This is a genomic window from Micromonospora sp. NPDC049203 (assembly GCF_043197215.1).
Classification (GTDB): Bacteria; Actinomycetota; Actinomycetes; order Mycobacteriales; family Micromonosporaceae; genus Micromonospora.
In genome coordinates this window covers 114,469-139,612 of the sequence record NZ_JBICSV010000005.1, presented here as the reverse complement: position 1 = coordinate 139,612, position 25,144 = coordinate 114,469, and the positions used below count along the sequence as shown (strand labels likewise).

General features: G+C 73.6%; 21 protein-coding genes. 9 read left to right on the top strand and 12 right to left on the bottom strand.

Features of this window, described 5'->3' with window-relative positions; genetic code table 11:
• Window positions 1-15: 15 nt before the first annotated feature.
• Window positions 16-1,047, bottom strand: a complete 1,032-nt coding sequence (locus tag ACGFIA_RS15935; RefSeq protein WP_357384849.1) for a hypothetical protein — start codon at window positions 1,045-1,047, stop codon at window positions 16-18.
• Window positions 1,048-1,457: 410 nt separating this feature from the next.
• Here ACGFIA_RS15935 and ACGFIA_RS15930 point away from each other — a divergent pair, with 410 nt between their 5' ends.
• A complete protein-coding gene (locus ACGFIA_RS15930) occupies window positions 1,458-2,348 on the top strand; it encodes an SGNH/GDSL hydrolase family protein (RefSeq protein WP_357384847.1) in 891 nt (296 codons plus the stop codon).
• A 196-nt stretch (window positions 2,349-2,544) separates the two neighbouring features.
• Here the strand turns inward: ACGFIA_RS15930 and ACGFIA_RS15925 are convergent, their stop codons facing one another.
• On the bottom strand, window positions 2,545-3,792 hold the full coding sequence (locus ACGFIA_RS15925; protein WP_357384845.1) for a glycoside hydrolase domain-containing protein: 1,248 nt from the start codon (window positions 3,790-3,792) through the stop codon (window positions 2,545-2,547).
• 208 nt (window positions 3,793-4,000) lie between these two features.
• On the opposite strand from ACGFIA_RS15925, the gene ACGFIA_RS15920 reads away from it, so the two are divergent.
• On the top strand, window positions 4,001-4,153 hold the full coding sequence (locus tag ACGFIA_RS15920) for a hypothetical protein (RefSeq protein ID WP_162959110.1): 153 nt from the start codon (window positions 4,001-4,003) through the stop codon (window positions 4,151-4,153).
• On the top strand, window positions 4,153-5,118 hold the full coding sequence (locus tag ACGFIA_RS15915; RefSeq protein ID WP_357384843.1) for an N-acetylmuramoyl-L-alanine amidase: 966 nt from the start codon (window positions 4,153-4,155) through the stop codon (window positions 5,116-5,118). Before ACGFIA_RS15920 ends, ACGFIA_RS15915 begins: the two co-directional genes overlap by 1 nt.
• Before the next feature lie 70 nt (window positions 5,119-5,188).
• Here ACGFIA_RS15915 and ACGFIA_RS15910 read toward each other — a convergent pair whose 3' ends face one another.
• Both ACGFIA_RS15910 and ACGFIA_RS15905 read right to left on the bottom strand, forming a co-directional pair.
• Window positions 5,189-5,746: a GNAT family N-acetyltransferase gene (locus ACGFIA_RS15910; protein WP_357384841.1), complete on the bottom strand. Its 558-nt coding sequence runs from the start codon at window positions 5,744-5,746 to the stop codon at window positions 5,189-5,191.
• Window positions 5,743-7,779: a penicillin acylase family protein gene (locus ACGFIA_RS15905; protein ID WP_357384839.1), complete on the bottom strand. Its 2,037-nt coding sequence runs from the start codon at window positions 7,777-7,779 to the stop codon at window positions 5,743-5,745. Before ACGFIA_RS15905 ends, ACGFIA_RS15910 begins: the two co-directional genes overlap by 4 nt.
• Before the next feature lie 226 nt (window positions 7,780-8,005).
• Here ACGFIA_RS15905 and ACGFIA_RS15900 point away from each other — a divergent pair, with 226 nt between their 5' ends.
• Genes ACGFIA_RS15900 through ACGFIA_RS15885 form a run of 4 tightly spaced genes read left to right on the top strand, consistent with a single transcriptional unit; the run spans window position 8,006 to window position 13,276 of the window.
• The gene (locus ACGFIA_RS15900; RefSeq protein ID WP_357384837.1) at window positions 8,006-9,547 is read left to right on the top strand and encodes an aspartate aminotransferase family protein; all 1,542 of its coding nucleotides are present in this window, start codon (window positions 8,006-8,008) and stop codon (window positions 9,545-9,547) included.
• A 23-nt stretch (window positions 9,548-9,570) separates the two neighbouring features.
• Window positions 9,571-10,857 (top strand): lysine N(6)-hydroxylase/L-ornithine N(5)-oxygenase family protein, encoded by a 1,287-nt coding sequence (locus tag ACGFIA_RS15895; RefSeq protein WP_357471216.1) that lies wholly within the window; start codon window positions 9,571-9,573, stop codon window positions 10,855-10,857.
• Between the two features lie 53 nt (window positions 10,858-10,910).
• On the top strand, window positions 10,911-11,495 hold the full coding sequence (locus ACGFIA_RS15890) for a GNAT family N-acetyltransferase (protein WP_357384833.1): 585 nt from the start codon (window positions 10,911-10,913) through the stop codon (window positions 11,493-11,495).
• Complete coding sequence (locus tag ACGFIA_RS15885) at window positions 11,492-13,276, top strand: IucA/IucC family siderophore biosynthesis protein (RefSeq protein WP_357384831.1); 1,785 nt, start codon at window positions 11,492-11,494, stop codon at window positions 13,274-13,276. The genes ACGFIA_RS15890 and ACGFIA_RS15885 overlap by 4 nt, the downstream gene beginning before the upstream one ends.
• Window positions 13,277-13,330: 54 nt before the next feature.
• Here the strand turns inward: ACGFIA_RS15885 and ACGFIA_RS15880 are convergent, their stop codons facing one another.
• The 5 genes from ACGFIA_RS15880 to ACGFIA_RS15860 form a co-directional block, all read right to left on the bottom strand.
• Window positions 13,331-14,233, bottom strand: coding sequence for a siderophore-interacting protein (locus ACGFIA_RS15880; RefSeq protein WP_357384829.1), 903 nt, complete (start codon window positions 14,231-14,233; stop codon window positions 13,331-13,333).
• A 45-nt stretch (window positions 14,234-14,278) separates the two neighbouring features.
• Complete coding sequence (locus ACGFIA_RS15875; protein WP_357478515.1) at window positions 14,279-16,381, bottom strand: iron ABC transporter permease; 2,103 nt, start codon at window positions 16,379-16,381, stop codon at window positions 14,279-14,281.
• A 5-nt stretch (window positions 16,382-16,386) separates the two neighbouring features.
• Window positions 16,387-17,376 carry an iron-siderophore ABC transporter substrate-binding protein gene (locus ACGFIA_RS15870; protein ID WP_357384827.1) on the bottom strand — a complete coding sequence of 330 codons (990 nt, stop codon included), beginning with the start codon at window positions 17,374-17,376 and terminating at the stop codon, window positions 16,387-16,389.
• Window positions 17,377-17,403: 27 nt separating this feature from the next.
• Complete coding sequence (locus ACGFIA_RS15865; RefSeq protein WP_357471251.1) at window positions 17,404-18,213, bottom strand: ABC transporter ATP-binding protein; 810 nt, start codon at window positions 18,211-18,213, stop codon at window positions 17,404-17,406.
• 157 nt (window positions 18,214-18,370) lie between these two features.
• On the bottom strand, window positions 18,371-19,969 hold the full coding sequence (locus tag ACGFIA_RS15860) for a cellulose binding domain-containing protein (RefSeq protein WP_393260561.1): 1,599 nt from the start codon (window positions 19,967-19,969) through the stop codon (window positions 18,371-18,373).
• 343 nt (window positions 19,970-20,312) lie between these two features.
• Between ACGFIA_RS15860 and ACGFIA_RS15855 the strand changes: the two genes are divergently transcribed.
• Window positions 20,313-21,179: a hypothetical protein gene (locus tag ACGFIA_RS15855; protein ID WP_393260558.1), complete on the top strand. Its 867-nt coding sequence runs from the start codon at window positions 20,313-20,315 to the stop codon at window positions 21,177-21,179.
• A 51-nt stretch (window positions 21,180-21,230) separates the two neighbouring features.
• Here ACGFIA_RS15855 and ACGFIA_RS15850 read toward each other — a convergent pair whose 3' ends face one another.
• Window positions 21,231-21,701 carry a hemerythrin domain-containing protein gene (locus ACGFIA_RS15850; RefSeq protein ID WP_357384821.1) on the bottom strand — a complete coding sequence of 157 codons (471 nt, stop codon included), beginning with the start codon at window positions 21,699-21,701 and terminating at the stop codon, window positions 21,231-21,233.
• Window positions 21,702-21,935: 234 nt separating this feature from the next.
• Between ACGFIA_RS15850 and ACGFIA_RS15845 the strand changes: the two genes are divergently transcribed.
• On the top strand, window positions 21,936-23,099 hold the full coding sequence (locus ACGFIA_RS15845) for a serine hydrolase domain-containing protein (protein WP_357384819.1): 1,164 nt from the start codon (window positions 21,936-21,938) through the stop codon (window positions 23,097-23,099).
• A 56-nt stretch (window positions 23,100-23,155) separates the two neighbouring features.
• On the opposite strand, the gene ACGFIA_RS15840 is transcribed toward ACGFIA_RS15845, so the two are convergent.
• Both ACGFIA_RS15840 and ACGFIA_RS15835 read right to left on the bottom strand, forming a co-directional pair.
• Complete coding sequence (locus tag ACGFIA_RS15840; RefSeq protein WP_357384817.1) at window positions 23,156-23,809, bottom strand: response regulator transcription factor; 654 nt, start codon at window positions 23,807-23,809, stop codon at window positions 23,156-23,158.
• Window positions 23,797-25,023 carry a sensor domain-containing protein gene (locus tag ACGFIA_RS15835; RefSeq protein WP_357384815.1) on the bottom strand — a complete coding sequence of 409 codons (1,227 nt, stop codon included), beginning with the start codon at window positions 25,021-25,023 and terminating at the stop codon, window positions 23,797-23,799. Before ACGFIA_RS15835 ends, ACGFIA_RS15840 begins: the two co-directional genes overlap by 13 nt.
• Between the last annotated feature and the right edge of the window lie 121 nt (window positions 25,024-25,144).

The following is a 25,144-nucleotide window of genomic DNA, read 5'->3' as shown; positions in this document are numbered from 1 at the left end:
ACACACCGGCGTCGGTTACCGCAGGAAGCGGTCGAGCGCGGCCTCGATGGTGCCGCTGTCCGGCGACGCGTACGACTTCATCGTCGCCTTGTTGTAGGAGATGAAGCTCGGGCAGCGGGCGGCCGGCGCGGCCACCGTGCCGCCGTCGCCGACCTTCTCACCGGTCTTGGCCGCGTGGAAGGTCAGGGTGTACCGCGAGGAGATGTAGTCGATGGTGACGACCTTCTCCTCGCTGTTCTTGTACTGGCACTTCTTCGGCGTGCCCTCGCTGCCCTCGACCATCTTGAGGCAGCCGATGACGGACACCGTGGCGAAGTCCGCCGACTTGGCGTAGTAGGGCTTGGCCGAGCTGACCGTCTTCTGCGACCAGAAGGACGGCCGGTCCGGGGAGTTGGAGAAGACGTACGCCTTCGAGCCCGCCGGCGCGGTGTACGGCGCGGCGTTGAGGATCGCTCCCCCGTCGCAGACCGCCGACATCTCGCTGGAGTACCGCGCGGTGATCGAGTTGTTGTTGGTGGGGCCGTCCGGCCCGCTCGACTCCGGCCCGCCCGCGCTGGGGGTCGCGGAGGAGCTGCTGTCCGGCCCGGGGGTGGCGCTGCCCGAGGCGGCCGGCTTCGGGTCCTCCTCGTCCTCGTTGAACGCGACGTAGGCGAGGCCACCGCCGCAGCACAGCAGCGTCAGCGTGACCGCGCCGGCCGCGAGGCCGACGATGAGACCCTTGCTCTTGCCGCCGCTCGGGGGCGGGGTGGGCGCGTACGGCTGCCCGGCGTAGCCCGGCTGGCCCGGGTAGGGCGCCGCGGGCTGCGCGCCGTACGGAGCGCCCGACGCCGGCTGCGCGCCGTAGGGGGCACCCGACGCGGGCTGCGCGCCGTACGGGGCACCCGAGGCGGGCTGGGCGCCGTAGGGCGCACCCGAAGCCGGTGGCGAGCCGTAGGGCGCGCCGGAGGCCGGCTGCGCGCCGTACGGGGCGTTCGGGTCGGGCTGGTTGCCCCACGCTCCGGCGTTCGGGTCCGGATAGCCTCCGTAGGGAGGGTGATTGTCACTCATCTGAGGTTCTTCCACCTGTCGTCCGTGGTTCCGGCGATCAACCACTTCGCAGCGTAATGACGCCCGCAAATCCAGGATCGCCGACATTCGATCGGTCCTTCACCAGCCGTGCCGGGGCCGCTCCGGTGCGTGCGGACGCGGATCCGGCGCCGAGCCGCCCACCAGGGGCGACCGGGCCGGGGAGCGTTGCGACGCAACGAAACGAGCGCTCGGCACGCACCCTCTACCCGACGCCGACATCGGCGAAAAGTGTGACGCACGCAACATCACGACGCGGCAACAAGCCCTCGGCCGGGCGGCGGCGGACCACATCCCGGGACAACATTTAGTGAGGCTTGTCTATATTGACGTGCATCACAGGCGCGGACAGAATCCCCAGCACCACCACCAGGACCCTCCGGGAGAGCGCCATGATCCGTCCCCGCCTGCCGCTCCTACGAACCGCCGGCAAGATGACCGCGCTCGCCGCGGCCGTCACCGGCGTGCTGCTCACCGCAGCCGTACCCGCCGTCGCCGCCGCACCCGCCGGGCGCTATGTCGCGCTCGGCGACTCCTACACCTCCGCCCCGCTCGTGCCCACCCAGGTCGACCTGAACTGCCTGCGCTCCAACCGCAACTACCCGTCAGTGGTCGCGGCGTCCGCCGGTTCCTCGTCGTTCGCCGACGTGAGCTGCTCCGGGGCCACCACCGAGGACATCCTGTCCGGCGGCGACGGCGCGCTGGGCATCGCGCTGCCGCCGCAGGTCAACGCCGTCACCTCGAACACCGCGCTGGTGACGGTGCAGATCGGCGGCAACGACATCGGCTTCGCCGGCATCATCGGCGACTGCGCCGAGGCGAGCGTCAGCAGCCCGCTCGGATCGCCCTGCAAGGACCGGTTCACCGCGGGCGGCACGGACCAGTTGCGGGCCCGTATCGCCGCCACCGCCCCCAAGGTGACAGCCGTGCTGCGGGCGGTCCGCCAGGCCGCGCCGAACGCGCGCGTGGTGGTGCTCGGCTACCCGGCGATCCTGCCCGACACCGGATACGGCTGCTGGCCCGTGGTGCCGATCGCCTATCAGGACGTGCCGTACCTGCGCGGCGTCCAGAAGGCACTGAACACGATGCTCGCCGACACCGCGGCGGCGGGCGGCGCGAGCTACGCCGACGTCTACACCCCCTCGATCGGCCGCGACGCGTGCAAGAGCAGCGGCACCCGCTGGGTGGAGGGGCTGGTGCCGCAGAACTCCGCCGCGCCGTTCCACCCGAACGCCCGTGGCGAGCAGGGCATGGCCACCGCCCTGCTGGCGCACCTGAGCTGACCCGGACGCGGGGGGGGGGGGGGGGGGGGGGGGGGGGGGGGGGGGGGCGCGCGGGGCGCGCCCCCCCCCGCCGCCCCGGGGCGGGGGGGCGGGGGGCGCCGCCGGGGGGGCCCCGCCCGGGCGCCCCGCCCCCCCCCGCCCCCCGCCCCCCCCCCCCCCCCCCCCCCCCCCCCCCCCCCCCCCGCCCCGGGCGCGCTCAGACCCGGGTGAGGCGTACCGCGTCGGCGACCACGTAGCCGGTGCCGGCGCTCCAGCGGCTCACCCCGACCTTGTCCCCGGTTCCGGCGGCGAGCGTGAACACACCGAGGGACACCCAGCGTCCGCCGCCGGTGCGCTGGTCGACGGCCACCGACCGGTTGCCGGTCGTGGTGGCCACCAGGTACGGGGTGCGGTCGTTGTAACCGGGGTCGGCCGGATACCAGACCGAGACCTCGTAGGCGCCGGTCGCCGGCAGGGTGGCCCGGAACCAGGCCACGTCACTGGACGCCACCGGAGCGGCGAAGCGGTAGTCGGCGCCGTAGCGCTGCCCGGAGTACGCGGAGGTGCCCCAGGCCGCGCCCGCGGTGAACCCGCCCGCCGTGGTGTTGTCGACTGTGACGCTCCAGGAGGCGGGCGGCGTGCCGGCCCGTACGTCCAGGTAGTTGCGGTCGATCTTCATGGTCACGCCGCCCCACGTCTCGGTGACGTCACCGGCGTACTGGTGCAGGCGCTGCTGGTCGGCGTAGCGGTCGTCGGCGCAGTACGTGCCCCCGTCGGTGTCCGCGACGCCGTTCCACCAGGCGATCCAGATCTGGTCCAGACGCAGGTACCGGGTGTCGTGGTAGGCGTCGCAGACGTCCCTGATGCCGGACGAGCCGCTTGAGTACATGCCGGCGAGGTAGCCGCGCGTGTGCAGGCGCTCGACCCAGCCGGAGAGGAAGGAGAGCACCGCGGCCCGGCAGGCGGCGGTCGTCGGGTACTGCTCGATGTCGTTGTAGAGCGTGCTGCCGGCGCCGATGCCGAGCGCCTGTGCCGCCCCGGCCGCGCTGTCCGCCGCGGTCCTGCCCTGCGCGCGGGCGGTCGCCGGGTCGGCGGACATCTTCGGCGTACGGGTGCCGCAGGGCGCCTGGTAGCCCAGCTCGATGGGGATGAGCCGCCAGCCCTTGCGGGTCTGCTCGGCGACCCAGGTGGCGGTGAGGTTGGGCTGGGCGCACGTCCGGCTGCCGCCGCTGATGTAGACGCCGACAGCGCGGTACGGCGACGCGGCCAGCCAGGCGTCCATCGCGGCCTGCGACGGCGCGGTGCAGGTGTCGAAGCCCCTGCCGGTGAAGGTGCCGGGCTGCGGGCCGACCGCTGCGACGGCGGGCGACGGCTCGGCGGCGGCCGGGGCGGCCGAGGCCGTCGCCGGCACGGTCGCGGCCGTGACCACTGCGAGAAGCGTCAGGGCCGTGGCGATCGCTCTCATCGGCGTCCTCCTGGGAAGGAATCCTCGCCCGGCGGCGAGATCTGGGCAGGATTTCTACCACGCATCGACGGATGACGACAGATGGTCTGGCGAAAGTTTTCACCGCAGAAACGATCATCGAAGGGTATCGACAGAGAGCCCGGCGGCGGTATAGCGTGCCCGCACTCACATCCGTCGATCAGTGCAGCGCCGTCACCCGAGGAGCGCCATGCCCACGTCACGATCCCCCCGTCTGCGGCGCCGAGGTCTGCTCGGCGTACCCGCCCTGGTGGCCGCCGCCCTCGCCGTGGCCGTCCGTCCCGGCACGGCGCTCGCGGCGCCGAAGGCCGAGTGCCTCGCCGACCTGCTCGGGGAGCAGTGATGGCGACCATTCCCTGGCTGGTGGACGTGCTGCGGGCGGCCGGCGTACAGGTCGTGGTCGAGGGCGACTGGCTCAACCGGATGCGCCCCGGCTCGTTCGACCCGATCGGCGTGCTCTGGCACCACACCGCCGCCACGTCCAGCGCCACCAACCCGCACCCGGCGCTGAACATCTGCATCAACGGCCGCTCCGACCTGGCCGGTCCGCTGTGCCAGGCGCTCGTGGACTACCACGGCGTGTTCCACGTGATCTCCGCCGGCCGGTGCAACCACGCCGGCACCAGCGGCGGCAGCGGCCCGATCCCGGCCGGGGACGGGAACACCCTGATGATCGGGTGGGAGATCGACTACAACGGCGTCGACCAGCGGATGACCACCGCCCAGTACAACGCCAGCATCGCGGCCACCGCCGCCGTGCTCAAGCGGCTCGGCCGGGACTCCAGCTACGCCCGGGGCCACCGGGAGACCAGCACCACCGGCAAGATCGATCCGTCCTTCATCGACCTGAACACGATGCGCGCCGACGTGGCCGCCAAGATGGCCGGCGGCGGCACCGGGTGGACGTCGACGGTGGACAACGCGACGGCGGGCCGGTTCACCGCGAGCGCCAGCTGGGGCACCTCGACGTACTCCGGGCAGCGCTACGGCGCCGACTACCGCTACGCGGACCCGGTCGCCGCGAGCGACGCGGCCTGGTACAAGTTCAACGTCCCGCGCACCGGCAACTACCGGGTCGAGGCGTGGTGGCCGGCGAACGCGGGCTACAACGCGGCCACGCCGTACATCGTCGCCACCACCACCGGCAACCGGACTGTCGTCGTCGACCAGCGGGCGACCGGCGGGCAGTGGCGCACGCTGGGCACGTTCACGCTGCCCGCCGGGGACGCCAACCGGGTCGCGGTCAGCCGGTGGAGTTCCGCGGCCGGCCTGGTCATCGCCGACGCCGTCCGGCTGACCGAGGTCTGACCCCGCGCGCGTGTGCGGCCGGGCGGGCATCCCCGCCCGGCCGCACACGGCCCTCTGCCGGGCCGACCGGTCAGGCCGCCGGGTGGTCCGTCTCGAACCGCTCCCGGGTCAGGAACGCCAGCCGCGCCCGCTTGTCCGGCATGTCGATCTCGTCGCCGAACGTGAATCCCTCGATCCGCAGCCGGCGCAGCATCGCGTCGTTGCGCACGTCCGGCTCGACCACGACGCGGCACGCGGCCGGGTCGCGCAGCAGGAACCGGACCAGGGCCGGGAAGACCGCGCCGGTCAGCGAACCCGGATACCGCCGGGGCGCGTCGAGCAGCAGGTGCGTCCCCACGTCGCCGGGCCGCACCGGGTAACGCTCGCCGACCGGGTCCGCCTCGGGCCGGTAGGTCTGGAACAGCCCGATCGGCTCGCCGTCGAGCCGGATCAGGTACGCGTGGTGGGTGTCCAGCCCGTCGACGAACGCGTAGATCTCGCGTACCTCGTCGACCGTGTGCGAGCCCATGCCCCAGAACCGGTTGCGGGGCCGGATGACCCAGCCGTGCAGCAGTTCGGCGTCCCGGTCGGGGCGTACCGGATCCAGCGCCAGCTCGCCGAGGCCGGGGATGCGCTCCAGGTGGATCACGTCGTCTCGTCTCCCGTCAGGGGGCCGGCGGGCACCGGGATCAGCGTCCCGGTCGCCCAGTGGGTCAGTTGGTCGGCGAAGTGCGCGTCGCCGGGGCGCCCGGAGGCACCGAAGGTGACGATCCAGCGGCTGGCCGCCCGGTCGGTCAGATCCCACACGTAGCGGGCCACCGGGCCGCGCCAGCAGGCGTCGGAGACGCCCGGCACGCTGGACGTCGCGAGCACGCAGTCGGTGTCACCGGCCAGCGCCACCTCCCGCCGCATCGCGGCGACCGCGTCGGTGACGGCCGGGGCGACGCCCAGGTGCACCGGGTGCAACAGGTGCCGGCTGCCCCACTCACCGGAAGCAGGGCCGGCGGCCACCTCGGCCAGCGCCTCGGCGGCCGGTTCCGCGAGGTCGAACTCGGCGGCCAGGTGGTCCAGCGCCAGGCCGATCCGGGCGGCCGGGTCGGTCCAGGGGGCGAACAGCTCGTCGAACCCGCACGGCTCGCCGAGGGCACGCAGCCTCGGGTGTACGCGCAACCGCCGGGCCAGCGCCGCCCGCCAGGCCGCGTACGCGCCGGCCTCGACCGAGCCGGATGCCATCGCCCGGTCCCATCCGCGCAGCCGCAGCAGCAGCGCGCGGGCGGGTTCGTCGAGCCCGTCCGGGTCGAGCCGGTCGAGCAGCCGGGACAGCGGGCCGGCCGGGAGCCGGTCGTCGGTGTGCACTGTGGAAGGCTCGGTGCCCTCGGCGAGCAGCGCCCGGATCCGGCGGGCCCGGTGCGGCGGGGCGAAGTCGGCGCCGTGCGCGGCCACGTCGTCGCGCCGGTCGTTGGCGCACACCGCCACGCCGTCGACCCGCTCGTCGACCAGCGGCAGGTAGTCGCCCCGCCACCGGTAGGCCGGTTCCCAGGCCGGCACGGGTTCCCGGCGGCACCGCTCGTCGCGTACCGGGACCAGGCCGGCGACCAGGCGGCGGACGCTCCCCTCGGTGTCGGCGGCGAGCACGCTGTTGACCGGCTCGACCCAGTCGCGCAGCGCGTCTGCGACGTCGCCGGCACGCCGGGCGCGCAGCAGCGGCAGCAGCGCCTCGAAGCCGAGGCGTGCCTCGACCCGGCTCGGCGTGCGCAGCACGATCGCCTCGCCGGTGACCCGGTCGTGGTCGATCACCGGGCCGCGCGGCGTCTCGATCACCTCGACCGTCTCCGGGGCGCCGCCGCGCACCTCGATCTCCTCGACGTGGCGCGCGACCGGCGTCCAGCCGGCGGCGTCGCGCACCAGGACCCGGCCACCGTCGCGGCGCAGCCGTTCGCGGTAGAGGTCCTGGTAGTCGGCCATCGCGTTGGTGACGGCCCAGGCCACGTGGCCGGTGTGGCCGAAGTGCGGCACGCCGGGCACGCCGGGAAAGGCGAGCCCGACCACGTCGAACTCCGGGCAGGCCAGCCGGACCTGCTGGTAGACGCCGGGGAGTTCGAGCAGCCGGTGCGGGTCACCGGCGATCACCGGGCCGCGTCCGCCGGCCGGGTCGGCGGGCAGCGCCCAGGCGTTGCTGCCCGCCGACGCCGGTCCCTCGACCGCGAACAGCCCGGCCGCGTCGGGGCCTAGTGTCCGGGCCACGTGCGCGTGCCACAGCTTGTTCGGGAACGTGGAGAACAGCACGTGCTGGACGAGGAAGACGCCGAGCGGCGACCAGGGGTGCCAGGGCTCGGGCGCGGCGCCGGTGGCGGCGAACTCCGGCGCGCCCGCGGCGCCCTCGGCGAGTCCGGCGTTGACCCCGTCGACGTACGCCCCGACCCAGCGCCGGGTGTCCGGGTCCAGCCGCTCGTAGCAGCGCCGGGCGGTGTCGTCCAGCCGTACGCGGCGGGCGAACCGGTCCCACGCCAGCTCGGCCGGGCCGACGTGGGCGGCGAGGCGCCCCTCGGCGCGCCATCGTTCGACGCTGATCTGCCAGGCCCGGTCCGTCGCGGCGACACGCCCCTGAAGCCGCGCGAGCGCGTCGGCGTCGGCGGCCCACATCTGCGGCACGCCCCACCGATCGCGATCGACGCGCGTCATGGCGCCGGCCTTGTCCGGCGCGCCGGGCGGTGATTCCGTCTGATGGTCAACTTAGGATACCCTCCCCTAACCGACGGCGACCTTACCGCGACGCGGTTGTGGCGCCAACCGGCGGCACATCCGGGACAAAGCATCCCGAGTCGCGCTTGATAGTTAGGCGAGCCTAACCTAACCTGATCGCCGCGGCTCGCGCCGCGTCCTGTCCGTACGACCGCTGGGATGTCGCATGAGTTCGATCGGGAGCCCGACCGACGCCGGGCGCGCCGCCGACACGGCACGCGCTCACCTGTTCAACGCCGGCTCGCTCGGGCGGTACCGGGACGTGCTGGCGCGCGGCGTCGACCGGGTCGCCCGCCGGGTGGGGGAGGCGGACCGGCCGTTCACCGGCGTCACACCCGACGAGCTGGCGCCGCTCATCGGCGGCATCGACCTGGACCGGCCGCTCGCCGACACCGACGCCGCCCTGGACGAGCTGCACGACGTGTGGCTGCGCGACGCCGTGTGGTTCCACCACCCGCGCTACCTGGCGCACCTGAACTGCCCGGTGGTCATCCCGGCGCTGCTCGGCGAGGCGGTGCTCAGCGCCGTCAACTCCTCGCTGGACACCTGGGACCAGAGCGCGGGCGCGACGCTGATGGAGCGGCGGCTCATCGACTGGACGGCCGGGCGCATCGGGCTCGGCCCCGGCGCCGACGGGGTCTTCACCAGCGGCGGCACCCAGTCGAACCTCCAGGCGATGCTGCTGGCGCGCGAGGAGGCGTACCGACGGGTGGTGGGCGGGGCCGCCGGCCGGCCGGACCGCCCTCAGGTGCTGTCCCGGCTGCGCGTCATCACCTCGGCGGCCGGTCACTTCAGTGTGCAGAAGGCCGCCAAGCTGCTCGGCCTGGCCGCCGACGCGGTGCTCACAGTGCCCACCGACGACAACCGGCGGATGCGCACCGACGAGCTGAACCGCGCGATCGACAGCTGCCACCGCGACGGCCAGGTGGTGATGGCCGTCGTCGCCACCGCCGGCACCACCGACTTCGGCAGCATCGACCCGCTGCCGGAGATCGCCGACATCTGCGCCGCCGCCGGGATCTGGCTGCACGTCGACGCCGCGTACGGCTGCGGGCTGCTCGTCTCCCCCACCCGCCGGCACCTGCTCGACGGCATCGAACGGGCCACCTCGGTGACTGTCGACTACCACAAGTCGTTCTTCCAGCCGGTCAGCTCCAGCGCGCTGCTGGTCCGCGACGCGCGGGTGCTGCGCCACGCCACCTGGCACGCCGACTACCTCAACCCGGTACGCGCGGTCGAGCAGGGCGTACCGAACCAGGTCGACAAGAGCATCCAGACCACCCGCCGGTTCGACGCGTGCAAGCTCTGGCTGACCCTGCGGATCATGGGCCCGGACGCGATCGGCGCGCTGTTCGACCAGGTCGTCGACCTCGCGGCGCAGGCGTGGCGGCGGCTCGACGACGACCCGCGCTTCGAGGTGGCCGCGCCGTCGCGGCTGAGCACTGTGGTGTTCCGTTACCGGCCGCCCGGCCTCGCCCCCGACCTGGTCGACGAGGTCAACCTGCACGCCCGCGACGCGCTCGCCGCCTCCGGGGCCGCCCTGGTCGCCGGCACCCGGGTCGACGGCGCGCACCACCTGAAGCTCACCCTGCTCAACCCGGAGACCACTGTCGACGACGTCGTCCACGTGCTGGACCTGATCGCCGGCCACGCCGCCTGGTACGCCCGGACCGCCACCGCCGCCGAGCTGTCCTGCCCGGTCGGCTGACCCCCGTCGAGGAGAACGAGACCATGTCTACCCACGACTTCATCGCCGTCGGGCTGGGCCCGTACAACCTCGGTCTGGCCTGCCTCACCGCGCCGGTCGACGACCTCGACGGGCTGTTCCTGGAGGCCCGGGACAGCTTCGACTGGCATCCCGGCATGCTGCTCGAATCCACCCGGCTCCAGACGCCGTTCATCGCCGACCTGGTGACGCTCGCGGACCCCACCTCGCCGTTCTCGTTCCTGTGCTACCTGAAGGACACCGGCCGGCTCTACCCGTTCTACATCCGGGAGAGCTTCTTCCCGCTGCGCGCCGAATACAACGACTACTGCCGCTGGGCCGCCGCCAAGCTGCCGAACGTGCGGTTCCGGCACACGGTCACCGCCGTCGAGTACGACGAGGCCGGCGACCGGTACGTGGTGCACGCCGACACGCCGGACGGGCCGGTCACGCACCGGGCCCGGCACCTCGTGCTCGGCACCGGCACGCCGCCGTACCTGCCGCCGTCCTGCGCCGGGCTGGGCGGCGACCTGATCCACAATTCGCGCTACCTGGAGCACCGGGAGGCGCTGCGGGCCAAGGACAGCATCACGATCGTCGGCAGCGGCCAGAGCGCCGCCGAGATCTACCACGACCTGCTCGGCGACATCGACACGTACGGCTACCAGCTCACCTGGGTGACCCGCTCGCCCCGGTTCTTCCCGCTGGAGTACACCAAGCTGACGCTGGAGATGACCTCGCCGGACTACGTGGACTACTTCCACGCGTTGCCCGAGCCGACCCGCTACGCGCTGGAGGCCGCGCAGAAGCCGCTGTTCAAGGGCATCAACGCCGACCTGATCAACGACATCTACGACCTGCTGTACGCCAAGAGCCTGCACACACCGGCGCCGACCCGCCTGCTGACGAACACCGAACTGGTCGAGGCGGCGTACGCCGACGGCCGCTACCGGCTCGGGTTCCGTCACACCGAGCAGGACCGCGCGTTCACGCTGGACACGGAAGGGCTGGTGCTGGCCACCGGCTACCACTACCGGGTGCCGGAGTTCCTCGCGCCGGTACGCGACCGGCTGCGCTTCGACGCGCACGGCCGCTTCGACGTGGCCCGCAACTACAGCGTCGACCACACCGGCCGTGGCGTGTTCCTGCAGAACGGCGGCACCCACACGCACAGCATCACCTCACCCGACCTGGGCATGGGCCCGTACCGCAACTCGTGGCTGATCCGCGAGATGACCGGCCGGGAGCACTACCCGGTGGAGAAGACAATCGCGTTCCAGGAGTTCGGCGCGCCCGCCGGAGCGCCCGCATGAGCGAGCGCACCGAGCGAAGCGAGGGCCGCGAGCGCATGCCCAGACGGCCCCGCATGACCAGCTTCACCCGCGTCGACGACGCGCTGGGCGAGTTCACCCTGCGACCGCTGGACCCGGAGGCCGACGCCGCGCTGCTGCACCGCTGGGTCACCCATCCCAAGTCCGCGTTCTGGCTGATGCGGGACGCCGACGTGCCGGCCGTCGCCGCCGAGTACCGGCGCATCGCCGACCATCCGCACCACGACGCGTACCTGGGATCGTGGCGCGGCGCCCCGGCGTTCCTGGCCGAGCGGTACGACCCGGCCCGGGTCGAACTGGTCGGCCTGTACGAGCCGGCGCCCGGCGACGTGGGCATGCACTTCCTCTGCGCACCCGCCGACACGCCTGTGCACGGCTTCACCCGGGCCGTCATCACCACGGTGATGGCGTGGCTGTTCGCCGACCCGGCGACCCGCCGGGTGGTGGTGGAGCCGGACGTGCGCAACACCGCCGTGCACGCGCTGAACGCGGCCGTCGGCTTCACAGTCGTCGGGCCGATCCGCAAGCCCGAGAAGGAGGCGCTGCTGAGCGTCTGCACGCGGGACCAGTTCCGGGCCGCCACCGGCGCGCCCACAGGCGAGAAAGGGGCACCGGCGTGAACGCCAGCGCATCAGTGGACCACCTGACCCCCGAGGCGTGGGCGACGGCCAACCGGCTGCTGGTGCGCAAGGCGCTGGCCGAGTTCGCCCACGAGCGCCTGATCACGCCCGAGCCCGCCGGCCCGGGCCGGTGGCTGGTACGCGGCGACGACGGCGCCGTGGAGTACCGGTTCACCGCGCAGCTGCTGGCGCTCGACCACTGGGAGGTCGACGCGGACAGCATCGTGCGCCGCCGCGACGGCGCGGAACTGCCGCCCGACGCCGTCGACCTCTGCGTGGAGCTGCGCGGCGCGCTCGGCCTCACCGACGCGATCCTGCCGGTCTACCTGGAGGAGATCACGTCCACGCTGGCCGGGACCGCGTACAAGCTCGCCAAGCCCGCGCTGAGCGCCGCCGAGCTGGCCGCCGCCGGTTTCCAGGCGATCGAGACCGGCATGACCGAGGGGCATCCCTGCTTCGTGGCGAACAACGGCCGCATCGGCTTCGGCGTGCACGAGTACCACGCGTACGCCCCGGAGGCCGCCGCGCCGGTACGGCTGCTCTGGCTCGCCGCGCACCGCGACCACACCACGTTCACCTGCGCCGACGACCTGGACTACGACACGCTGGTCCGGGCCGAGCTGGGCGAGCGGACGCTGGCCGGGTTCACCGCCACGCTCACCGGGCTGGGCCTGGACCCGGCCGACTACCTGCTCGTCCCGGTGCACCCGTGGCAGTGGTGGAACAAGCTCGCCGTGACGTTCGCCGGTGAGGTGGCCGCGCGCCGGCTGGTCTGCCTCGGCGAAGGGCCTGACGAATATCTCGCGCAGCAGTCCATCCGTACCTTCTTCAACGTCACCGACCCGGCCAAGCACTACGTGAAGACCGCGCTGTCGGTGCTGAACATGGGCTTCATGCGCGGGCTGTCCGCCGCGTACATGGAGGCGACGCCGGCCATCAACGACTGGCTGGCCGGGCTGATCGAGGGCGACCCGGTGCTCAAGCGCACCGGCCTGTCGATCATCCGGGAGCGGGCCGCGATCGGCTACCGGCACCGGCAGTACGAGGCGGCCACCGATCGCTACTCGCCGTACCGGAAGATGCTGGCGGCGCTGTGGCGGGAGAGCCCGGTCCCCGGGCTGGAACCCGGGCGGCGGCTGGCCACCATGGCGTCGCTGCTGCACCTGGACCGGGACGGCCGCTCGCTCGCCGCGGCGCTGATCGACGAGTCGGGGCTGGCGCCGGCCGACTGGCTGCGCCGCTACCTGGACGCCTACCTGGTGCCGCTGCTGCACAGCCTGTACGCCCACGACCTGGCGTTCATGCCGCACGGCGAGAACGTCATCCTGGTGCTGCACGACAGCGTGGTCGAACGGGTCGTCTTCAAGGACATCGCCGAGGAGATCGTGGTGATGGACCCGGACGCGGACCTGCCCGAGCGGGTCCGGCGGATCCGGGCCGCCATCGGAGAGGACGAGAAGATCCTGTCCATCTTCACCGACGTGTTCGACTGCTTCCTGCGGCACCTGAGCGCCACCCTGCACACCCGGGGCGTGCTCGACCAGGACGAGTTCTGGCGCACCGTCGCCGAGTGCGCCGCCGGCTACGCCGCCACCGTGCCGCACCTGACCGACCGGATGCGCCGGCACGACCTGTTCGCGCCGGAGTTCACGCTGTCCTGCCTCAACCGGCTTCAGCTGCGCAACAACCAGCAGATGGTGGACCTGTCCGACCCGTCGGCCGCGTTGCAGTTCGCCGGCACCCTGGTCAACCCGCTCGCCCCGTACGCGCCGCGCGGATGACGAAAGCGAGCCGGCGCGTCATGCGCCGGCCCGCTTCGACGGCGGTGGGGACGATCAGTTCTCCGCGCGACCGGCCCGCCAGTAACCCATGAACGCCACCGCGCGCCGGTCCATGCCGCGCTCGGTGACCAGGTGCCGGCGCAGGCCGCGGATCACCGCCGCCTCCCCGGCCAGCCAGGCGTAGAGCGCCGCGCCGTCGGGCCGCTCCGGCACCTCCCAGAGGATGTCCCGGTCCACGTCCACCTCGGCCAGCGGCGCGGCGACCGGAGCGGCCGGTACCGGCACCAGCCGGCCGGCCAGGCTCGTCACGGCCGGGGTGAGCCGGCTGCCGTGCGGGGCGCCGTCGCGGGGCAGCCAGGTCACGGTGACGCCGGCCGGGGCCCGGCACGACAGCTCGTCGCCGGTCTCCGGCACCTCCACCAGCGCGTGCCCGCGCGCCTGCGCGGGCAGCCGTTCCAGGATCGCGCAGATGGCCGGCGCGGCGGTCTCGTCGCCTGCGAGCAGCAGCGTCGCCCCGGCCGGCGGCTGGAACTCGACCCCGCCGTGCGGGCCGTCCCACCCGGCGTCGGGGCCGACGAGCGCGATCCGGTCACCGAGGCGGGCGCGCCGCGCCCACCGGGTGGCCGGGCCGCCGTCGCCGTGCAGCGCCATGTCCACGTCCACCTCGTACGCCTCCGGCCGGACCGCCCGGACCGTGTAGGTGCGGATCGGGCTGCGCAGCCCGTCCGGCAGCGCACGCCACCGCGCGAACCAGTCCGGCCCTTCGGGCAGCTCCCCCGCCACGCCGTCGGCAGCCGGCAGGGCCAGCTTGATCCGCTGGTCGTACCCGTTGTCGGCGAACCGGTCCAGGTCCGGGCCGGTGAGCGTCACCCGCAGGAACGACGGGCCGAGCCGCCGTAGCGCGCGGACCTCGACGGTGAAGACTCGCCAGGGCGCGACGGCCAGGGTGCTGGTCATGCGTCATTCCTCTCACGGCCGGTGGGTGGTGCGTGGGTGAACGGGTCAACGGGCGGCTGCGGCGGCGCGGGAACGCCACAGCAGCCAGACGAAGTACGGGGTGCCGATCATGGCGGTGACCAGACCGGCGGGGACCTGGGCCGGTGCGATGACGCTGCGGCCGAGTGTGTCGGCGAGGCTGACCAGGGCGGCGCCGAGCAGCACCGCGACCGGCAGCACGCGGGTGTGCCGCCCGCCGACGAGCGCGCGGGCGGCGTGCGGCGCGACCAGGCCGACGAAGCCGATCACGCCGACCGCCGACACGGCGGTGGCGGTGAGCAGCGCCGCCAGGCCGAGCGCGACCAGGCGGGCGCGTTCCAGCCGGACGCCGAGCACCCGGGGCGTGTCGTCGTCGAGCGCGAGCAGATCCAGCTCGCGGCGTACGGCGGCGACCACCGGCAGGGCGACCAGCAGCGCGATCGCCACCGGCAGCACCTGCGGGGCGGTACGCCCGTAGGTGGAGCCGGACAGCCAGGTCAGGGCCTTGCCGGTGTTCCACGGGTCGGACGAGACCACGATGAACGTGATGATCGCCGTACCGCCCTGCCAGACCGCGAACCCGATCAGCACCAGCCGGTCGGAGTTGAGCCCTCGCCGCCGGGCCAGGCCGTAGACCAGCGCGAATGCGACGACCGCGCCGAGGCCGGCGGCGCCGGACAGGGCGAGCACGCCGGCCATCGGCGCGAACGTCAGCAGCGACACGGCGCCGATGCCGGCGCCGCCGGTGATGCCGAGGATGCCCGGTTCGGCGAGCGGGTTGCGGCAGACGGCCTGCACAGTGGTGCCGGCCAGGGCCAGCGCCGCGCCGGCCAGCAGCGCCGCGGCGACGCGCGGCCAGCGGGCGTCCAGCACGAAGGTGTACGCCGGTCCGGTGCGGCCCTGCACCCAGTTGACGATGTCGCCGAGCAGCACCCAGGTGTCCCCGGCGAGCATGCCGAGCAGCAGCGCGGCGGTGACGACGACCGCGCAGACCGCGATCACGGAGGCGACGAAGCCGCGGGAGCGGACGGCGGCGTGGCCGCCCGGCGCCTGCCGGGTCGGCCCGGCGTCGCGGTGGCGGCGGGCCAGCCAGACCAGCAGCACCGCGCCGAAGAGCGTGGTCACCACGCCGGTCGGCACGTCGACCCCGGCCTGCCCGCCGAGCACGGCGCGCAGCAGCACGTCGGAGCCGAGCACGATGACGACGCCGACGATGCCGGACAGCGGCATCAGGATGCGGTGCCGGTGCACCTCGGGCACCCAGCGGCCGAGCAGCCGGACGATCACCGGGGCGCCGAGGCCGACGAAGCCGATCGGCCCGGCCAGGGTGACCGCAGCGGCGGAGAGCAGCACGGCGAGCAGCACGACTGTCAGCCGGGTACGGCGCACGTTGAGCCCGAGCACGGTGGCGGTGTCGTCGCCGAGGGCGAGCAGGTCCAGCCGGTGCCCGAGGGCCACCAGCACCAGCGCGGCGACCCCGATCACGGGGGCGAGCTGGGTGAACGCGACCAGGTCGCCCTGCACGAGCGAGCCGTTGCCCCACGCGAACAGGCCGATGGTGGCCTGCTCGAAGAGCAGCATGAGCAGCATGGTCAGCGAGGAGAGCGCCATCGCGGTGGCCGAGCCGGCGAGGATGAGCCGGGTGGTGGCCGCCTGGCCGCCGGCCGAGAGCAGCATGACCAGGGAGGCTGCGGCGAGGCCGCCGCAGAACGCCAGCCCGCCAGCGGGCAGCGCGGGCAGCGCGATGCCGAACGCGGCGGTGGCGACGATCGCCAGGTGCGCGCCCGCGTTGACGGCGAGCGTGTCCGGTGAGGCGAGCGGGTTGCGGGTGGTCGACTGCAACGCCGCGCCGGCGAAACCGAGGGCGATGCCGACGGCGAGGCCGGTGAGCAGCCGGGGCAGGCGGGAGGCGACGAGCACCCGGGCGGTCTCGTCGTCGCCGCCGGTGAGCAGCCGGAGCAGGTCCAGCGCGCCGACGGACGACGTGCCCTGGGTGAGGTGCACCGCGGTGATCGCGACGAGCAGCCCGGCGGCGAGGGCGAACGCGCCGGCCACCCGGCTGCGCCGGGCGGGCGGCGGCCCGACCGGGGCCGGCCGGGTGGCCGGCCCCGGCGGGGCGGGGGCGGTCATCGCGCTCAAGCCGTGTAGACCTTGACGAGCTCGTCGATGTACTGCTTGGCGGAAAGCGTGCCGCCGAACGTCCAGATGCCGTTGGGCATCTTGTGCAGCTTGTTCTGCTGGACGAACGGCAGGGCGCGCCAGATCGCGTTGCCGGCGAGGCCGTCGGCGAACACGTCGGTGCCGTCCGAGGCGTTGTAGAAGAAGTGCAGGTCCTGACCCTTGAGGACGTTCATGCCCTCGACGTCGGTCTGGCCCAGGCCCCACATCTCGTCGGTCTTGCCGGTCCAGGCGTTCTTGAGGCCGAGCTGGATGCCGAGCTGGGAGACGAGCGCGCCCTGGCCGAACATCCGGATCGAGACGGTGCTGCCCTCCTTCCAGCCGTCGGCGAAGGCGAACTGCTTGCCGGCCGCACCGGCGTCGGCGATCTTCTTCTTGCCGTCGGCGATCGCGGCGTCGAAGTCGGCGAGCAGCTTGTCCGCCTGGGCGGTACGGCCGGTCGCGGTGGCGATCATCTTCAGGTCCGAGCGCATCCGGCCGATGTTGTCGGAGGCGTCGCTGCCCTTGGTGACCAGCACCGGGACGTACTTCTCCAGCTGGGTGACGACGGCGGAGCCGCGCTCGGCCTCCATCACCACGAGGTCCGGCTGGAGGGCGACGATGGAGTCGACGCTCGGCTCACCACGGGTGCCGACGTCCTTGACGCCCGGGTCGAGCGGGGCGGCGGTCACCCAGGTGGCGTACCCCTTCGGGTCGGCCACACCGACCGGCATGACGCCGAGGCCGACGAGCATCTCCACCTCGCCCCACTCCAGGCCGACGACCTTGGTGGCGGGGCTCTTGAGGGTGATGGTCTTGCCCCGGCTGTCGGTGACGGTGACCGGGCCGGTGGACGCGGCGTCGGAGGGGGACGGTGCGGCGGCGGGCTCCTCGGTGGTGCCGCAGCCGGCGATCAGCAGCGCGCTCGCCGCGGCGGCGGCGAGCAGGGTCAGACGGGTACGCAACATCGTTTCTCTTCTGTGGGCAGGGATCGGTCAGGCGCAGACGCGGGTCGTGTGCCGGCCGACGGGGCGGGTGGAGAGCAGGTTGGTGACCGGGTCAACGGTCACCTCGACGCGGATGCCGTACGCCTCGGTGAGCGCCGCCTCGGTGAACACCTCGTGCGGCGTGCCGGCACCGCGTACCCGGCCTTCGTGCAGGAGCACGACGTGGTCGGCGACGGCGGCCGCCTGGTTGAGGTCGTGCAGCACCACACCGACGGCGACGCCGGCGGTGTCGGCGAGGTCGCGCATCAGGTCGAGGATCTCCACCTGGTAGCGCAGGTCCAGGAACGTGGTCGGCTCGTCCAGCAGCAGGATCGCGGTGTCCTGGGCCAGGCAGGTGGCCAGCCACACCCGTTGCAGCTCGCCGCCGGACAGTTCGTCGACCGGCCGGCCGGCCATGCCGTCGACACCTGTGACGGTCATGGCCCGCTCGATCGCGGCCGGGCCGTCGGGGTCGCCGGCGCGCCACCGCTGCCGGTACGGGTGCCGGCCGTAGCCGACCACGTCCCGCACCGTCACCCCGCTGGGGGTGGGGCGGCTCTGCGCCAGCAGCGTCACCCGGCGGGCGAAGTCCCGGGCGGACAGCGCCCGCGCCGGGGTGCCGTCGGCGAGCACGATCTCGCCGTGCTCCAGCGGGTGCAGGCGGGCCAGCCCGCGCAGCAGCGTCGACTTGCCGCTGCCGTTCGGGCCGACCAGCGCGGTCACGGCCGCGGGCCGCAGCGTGATGGCGGCGTCGTGCACCACCGTCTTGCCGTGGTAACCCAACCGCAGCTCACTGCCCCGCAGGCCGTCGGCCCGCACCGTTCCGCTCGTCACGCAGGTTAGGCTAACCTAATCCACGATCACCCTGTCAAGCCGCTCCCCGGCCAAACCTCCACCCGGTCGATCATGAGGTTGGCGGCGTTGTCGATCTTCGATCCGGCCGCCAACCTCATGATCGACTCAGGTGGGTGGGCCGTCAGAGGGAGACGGCGCGGCCGCCCAGGGTCACCGTGAGGCGGCCGTCGGCGGCGAAGGACCAGGCCAGAGCCCCGGAGTACGTGGCGCAGCGGGAGCCGTTGGAGCCGGACCAGAACTGGTTCGAGCCGTCCACGTTTCCGACCGTCTTGTCATTGGAGCCGCTGCCGGCGAAGCGGCAGGACGTGTTGCTCCGGAAGACCGAGGTGCCGGCGTCGAACGAGAAGTTGCGCTCGGCGTTGTCGATGCTCAGGTTGTTCGAGATCGTCATGGTGCCCGGGTTGCGGTTGTACGTGAACCCGTGCTTGCCGTTTCGGTACGCGATGGTGCGCCGGACGGTGTGGTTCACCGCGATGTCCTCGCCGCCGAGCTTGAAGCCGTTGCGGTCACCGTTGCCGTTCTGCGTGCCGTTGCTCAGTGTGCCGTTGCTGTACGCGAGGGAGTCCTCGATGGTCACCGGGCCGATCGCGCCGGTGTCGGACTTGGTGTAGAGGTCCCAGCCGTCGTCGATGTTGTGGTGCGACACCGCGTACCGGAAGACGTTTCCACTGCCGACTGTGAGCTTGGCCGCGAACCCGTCGGCGTCCTCGCCGTCAGAGTCGGCGTTGTCGTGCGACTCCACGCTGACCATGAGGTTGTTCGCGGGCCACTGGTCGCGCGGCGTGCTGGAGGCGATGCGGGACAGTTGCAGCCCGGTGTCGCGGTTGAAGCGGGTCACCGTCCGCTCGATGATGTTGTTGCTGCCGCCGACGAAGATGCCGTTGTCACCGGCCCGCTCCACCACGAGCCCGCGCACGTGCCAGTACGAGGCGTTGAGCGCCAGTCCCCGGTTGGCCGGGTCCTCGCTCATCGCCGAGAAGTTCAGGATCGGCGTCTCGCCCGGGTAGGCGTACAGGTTCTTACGGGCGCTCGACGTGCCGTTGTTGCCGGCGGCGACGGTGACCGTCTGGGACAGGTTGTACGTGCCGCCGCGCAGATAGATCGTGCCGCCCGCCCCGACGCGGGTGATCGCCGCGGCGATCGTGGTGGGGCTGGCCTGGGTGCCGGCCGCCCCGGCGGTGCCGTTCGGCGCGGCGTAGATCGCCCCACCGGCCGGCGGCGTGCTCGGGGGCGGGCTGCTCGGCGGCGGCGTGCTGGGCGGCGAAGCACTGGACGGCGTGCCGGTGGTCGGGGTGACCCCGCCGGTGCAGGTGACGCCGTTGACCGCGAAGGTGGACGGCACCGGGTTGCTGCTGTTGTTCCAGGTGCCGTTGAAGCCGAACGACGTGCTCGCGTTGGTGCCCAGGCTGCCGTTGTAGCTGACGTTGACGGCGCGCACCGACGCGCCGCTCGCGGTGATCTCGGCACCCCAGGCCTGGGCGACGGTCTGCCCGGCGCCGAAGGTCCAGGTGACGGCCCAGCCGTCGAGCGGGTCGCCGAGGTTGGTCAGGTTGACGTTGGCGGTGAAGCCGCCGCCCCACTGCGCGGTGACGGCGTAGTCGACGCGGCAGCCGGCGGCAGCCTGCGCGGCGGTCGCGCCGACGGCCAGTCCGGACGCGGCGAGCGCGGCGGTCGCCGCGGCGGACGTCCACAACACCGTACGGCGGTGTCGGTTGTTCATGGTGGTCTCCTGCGGGTGGTGGTGCCGTGCCCCCGCCGGCACCGATGCCCGGTCGGTGTCGGGGACGGGCCTTGATACCCGGACGTCAGTGCCACGAACGCTCACGCCTCCCGCGCAGTAAGCGCTTTCAGCGCAGCCTAACGACGGACGTCGATACGGTCAAACCTTCGCGCGCACTGAACGATCGCGCCGCGCCGTCCGTATCCACTGCCGACCGGAACATCGGCCGGAACCGCGATGCCGGAGCGGGCACGAGCACGATTCCTCCAGTCGTCACTTCGCACCGTGGAGACGGGGCGGCAGCCGCCGCGCCGGCCCTCCCGGTCAACCAGAGGAGAGGTGCATGGCCAGGGGTACGCGCAAGACCGCGGTCCTGAAGCTCGGCGGGGTGGGCGCCCTCGCGGCGCTGTTGTTCGCCGGTGGGCTGCAACTGGCGTCGGCGGGCGAGAACAACCGCCCGGCCGCCACCGCCGCAGCGCAGACCATGAACTGCCCGACCGTACGCGACAAGCTGCCCGCCGTCCCGGCGGCTGCATCGGCCCAGGTGGAACGGGAACTGGCCAACCTGGACCAGGAAATCGCCCGGCAGAACGAGCGGCTGGCCCGGCAGGCGGTACGCCCCGAGGGCGGCCCGGCGTTCCTCGACAACGCCATCCTCGGCCCGCTGCGCAGCAAGCGCGTCGCCGTGCTCGACCGCATCGAGATCGCGTTCAACCGGATCGGCGCGCAGCGGCCGAACCTGGACGCGCTGGCGGCCTGCACCCTCAACGCCCCGGGCGTGCCGAGCGCCGTCAACGGCGGTGCCGCACAGGGCGGCGGCGGCCAGAACGCGGGCGGCCAGAACGGCAACGGTCAGAACGGCAACGCCGGCGGGCAGAACGGCAACGCGGGCGGCCAGAACGGTAACGCCGGAGGCGCGGCGCGGACCGTGAACTGCCCCCGGGTCGCGCTGCCCGCCGTTCCGGCGGCGGCCGCCGGTCAGGTACAGGCCGAGCTGGCCACGCTGGACAAGCAGATCGCCGAGGCGAACGCCCGCCTCGCCCAGCTCGCGGTACGCCCCGAGGGCGGGCCGGCCTTCATCGACAACGCGATCCTCGGGCCGCTGCGCAGCAAGCGTGTCGCGACGCTCGACCGCATCGAGATCGCGTTCAACCGGGTCGGCGCGCAGCGCCCGAACCTGGACGCGCTGGCCACCTGCGGCCTGAACTGAGCGCCCGGCCGCGGCCCGGCGGTGCGCATCCCGCCGGGCCGCGACCCGGGGTCACAGCGGTCCGAAGACGTCGGCCGGGTCGGCGTCAAGTGCCAGCGTCTCCAGCACGGTGAGCAGCTGCCGTTCCTCGTACCGGAAGTGCGACTCCATGATCGCCGCCACGCCCTCCAGGTGCCGGGCCAGTTCCCCCGGCGGGGCGTCGCGGGCCACCGCCGCGCTCAGCCCGGCCAGCAGGTACCCGATCATCGAGTGGTCCTGCCGCAGCCGGTCCAGCGTGCCGCGCAGCTCCGGATGCCGCGCCGCGATCGCCGGGAAGAGACTGCGGTCCTCGCCCTCGTGGTGCGCGGTCAGCGCCGCGCAGAACCCGTGACAGAACAACAGCAGGTCACGCGCCGCCGGGCGGGCCGGCTCACCGTCGGCGAGCGCCCGCCGGGTCACCTCCAGCGCCTCGCGCAGCCGCCCGTGGACGGCGCGCATCTCCCGGCTCCAGGCCACCAGCCTGGCCTGTTCGCCCTCAGCCACGAGGCGAGGGCGAAGGGACGACGAGTGTCATCGTCGTGCTCCCTTCGGTCCGGCGCCTCCATGCCTGACACGGTCTGCCACCGGCACGCGACGCTGCGCGGAGCCTAACCGGCGGCACCGGTGCCATCAAGTGGTGCCAGCGCTACCCCGGCTCGGCAGCTGGCGGTATGGAGCGAGGGCCCGGTTCTGGCGAGGCTTGAGGACGTACCCGTTCACCTCCGTCGAGGAGTTCCCATGACCCGCCGTACCTTCCCGCTGGCCGTCGGCGCCACGGCCCTGCTGACCGTCACCGCGCTCGGTGTGCCCGCCGCGTCCGCCGCGACCACCGACACCCGGCGTCCCGCCGCCGACGCCGTCCAGACGCGACTGGACGGCCTGGTCGCCGAGCACGGCTTCCCCGGGGCGCTGGCCTCCGTCCGCCGCGAGGGCCGGGTGCGCGACTACACCGCCGGGGTCGGGGACCTGCGCACCGGCGCCGGGATCCCCCGTGACGCCCGGGTGCGCGTCGGCAGCAACACCAAGACGTTCACCGCAGTGGTCGTCCTCCAGCTCGTCGGCGAGGGCAAGATCGACCTGGATGCCACCGTCGAGCGCTACCTACCCGGCATGGTGCGCGCCAACGGCAACGACGGGCGGCGGATCACCGTACGCCAGTTGTTGCAGCAGACCAGCGGCCTGCCCGACTACGACGACGTGGTCTTCACCGAGGAGCAGGATCTGATCGACAGGCGCAGCGAGTACTTCGACCCGCGCCGGCTCGTGGACGAGGCGCTCACCCAGTCCCGCCGCTTCCCGCCGGGGACGAAGTGGGAGTACAGCAACACCAACTACGTCCTGGCCGGACTGATCGTCGAGCGGGTCACCAAGCGCCCGGTCGGTGAGGAGATCACCCGGCGGATCATCGAGCCGCTGCGGCTGCGCGACACGTACTGGCCGCAGACCGGCGAGCAGGACCTGCCCGGCCGGCTGCCGCGCGGATACGTGGCGGTGGGGCCCGGCGCGCCGTGGGTCGACGTGACCCGGATGGACCCGTCGCTGGGCTGGGCCGCCGGCCAGCTCGTCTCGACGCCGTCGGATCTGCGCGCGTTCTTCGAGGCGCTGCTGGCGGGCAAGCTGCTCAAGCCGGCCCAGCAGGCGGCCCTGACGCGTACCGTGCCGGCGGCCGACTTCGAGCCCAGCGGCGAATGGGCGTACGGCCTGGGCATCGCCCGGCACGAGCTGCCCTGCGGCGGCCACGCCTGGGGGCACGGCGGCGACATCCAGGGCTTCGAGACGCGCAACCTGTCCACCACGGACGGGCGCAGCGCGGTGGTCGCGGTGACCGCGCTGCCGACCGGCCTGGAGATGCTGGAGGCGGTCACCAGCACCGTCGACGCGGCCCTGTGCGGCACCGACTGATCCAGGTCACACCGCACGCGCGCCGTCTCTCCGCGAGGCGGCGCGCGTGCGTACGCCTATCGCCGGCCGTCGAGATAGCGCAGCACGGCGGTGACCCGGCGGTCCGCGCGGTCGTCCGGCGGCAGGCTGAGCTTCGCGAAGATGTTGCGGATGTGCTTGTGCACCGCGCCGTCGGTGACGAACAGCCGTTCCGCGATCGCGCCGTTGCCCAGCCCCTCGGCCATCAGCGCCAGCACCTCGTGCTCCCGCGGCGACAGCTCGGCCAGCGCGGTGTCCGGCCGCCGGTTGCGGGCGAGCAGCTGCCCGACCACCTCGGGGTCGATCACGCTGCCGCCGCTCGCGACGCGGTGCAGCGCGGCGAGGAACTCCTCGACCCGGCCCACCCGCTCCTTGAGCAGGTAGCCGAGCCCGGAGGCGCCGACCGAGAACAGCTCGGTGGCGAAGGCCTGCTCGACGTACGCGGACAGGACCAGCACCGCGAGGCCCGGCAGGCGGCGGCGGGCCTCGACCGCGGCGACGATCCCCTCGTCGGTGTGGGTGGGCGGCATCCGCACGTCGACGATCGCCACGTCCGGGCGGTGCTCGTCCACGGCGGTCAGGAACTCCTCCGGTGTGCCGGCGGTGGCGACCACGTCCAGGTCCTCGGCGCGCAGCAGCAGCGCCAGCCCCTCGCGCAGCAGCGCGTCGTCCTCGGCGATCACGATCCGCATGGCAGCTCCACGTGCATCCTCGTCGGTCCTCCCGCAGGACTCGTCAGCGTCATCCGCCCGTCGTACGCCTCGACCCGGCGGCGGATGCCGGTCAGCCCGGAGCCGCGCGCCTCGTCGGCGTCGCCGCGCCCGTCGTCGGTGACCGTCACGAGCAGCCGGTCCCCCTCCCGGCGCACGGCGACCTCCACGGCGCCCGCGCCACTGTGCCGGACCACGTTCGTCAGCGCCTCGGCCACCACGAAGTACGCGGTGGCCTCGACCGACGCCGCGCAGCGCGCGTCGACGTCCACCGACAGGCGGCACGGCACCGCGCACTCCGCGGCGAGCCCGGCGAGCGCCCCGGCCAGCCCCCGGTCGCCGAGCACCGGCGGCAGGATGCCCCGCACCACCGTACGCAGCTCGCCGAGCGCCTGCTCGGCCGCGTTCTGCGCGCGTTCCAGGATCTCGTCGGCGCGGTCCGGGTCACGGCGTACCGCCCGCCGGGCGGCACCGAGCAGCACGTTCACCGCGACGAGCCGGTTCTGGGTGCCGTCGTGCAGCGAGCGTTCGATCCGCCGCAGCTCCACCGCGTGGGCGTCGAGCGCGGCGGCCCGGGTGGCGGTGAGCTCGGCGACCCGCAGCGACAGGTCGAACCCGGGCGGCGGGGGCAGCAGCCGGCGGCCCGGCCGGGCCTGGATCCGGGCCAGCGCCGGCCCGGTCGCGACCGCGAGCACCAGCCAGCCGATGCCGAGCACGCCGACCACCAGCGCGTCGCCGAGCCCGTCGACGCGCCACCAGCCGATCCCGGGCGCGCCGGCCTCCGGCGGCACCAGCCGGTACCACAGCGGGAAGGTCATGTCCTGCACGGCGTAGATCGGCAGCGCGAGCGCGATCAGCCCGGCGACGAAGCCGAGCGTGGCGTGGGCGCCGACCCAGCGCAGCTCCCGCCGGACGACCGGGTCGCGCAGCGCCGGCCGCAGCCCGTCCGGCACCGGGCCGGGCGCCGGGATCGGCGACCCCCACCGGGACAGCCGGGCGCGCTCCCGGTCGGCCACCGACCGCACCGCCCGCAGCATCCCGGGTACGAGCAGCAGCCCGACCCCGCCGGCGCAGGCGGCCGCCACGACGATCACCCCGAACAGCGCGCCCAGTGCCAGCACGGACGTGCCCAGCCCGCCGACCAGGTGTTCCAGCGCGTCCACCGAGGCGCGGAACCGCCCGCGCACGTATTCCATCCCGGCCCACCCCCGGCCGACACGATAGGTCACCGCGGTCCCCGCGCGGCAGGGCCGGGCACGGAAAGTACAGCCTGCTGTACCTCGGTCGTCGTGCTGGCGGGATCGTTCCGGGCGGGCC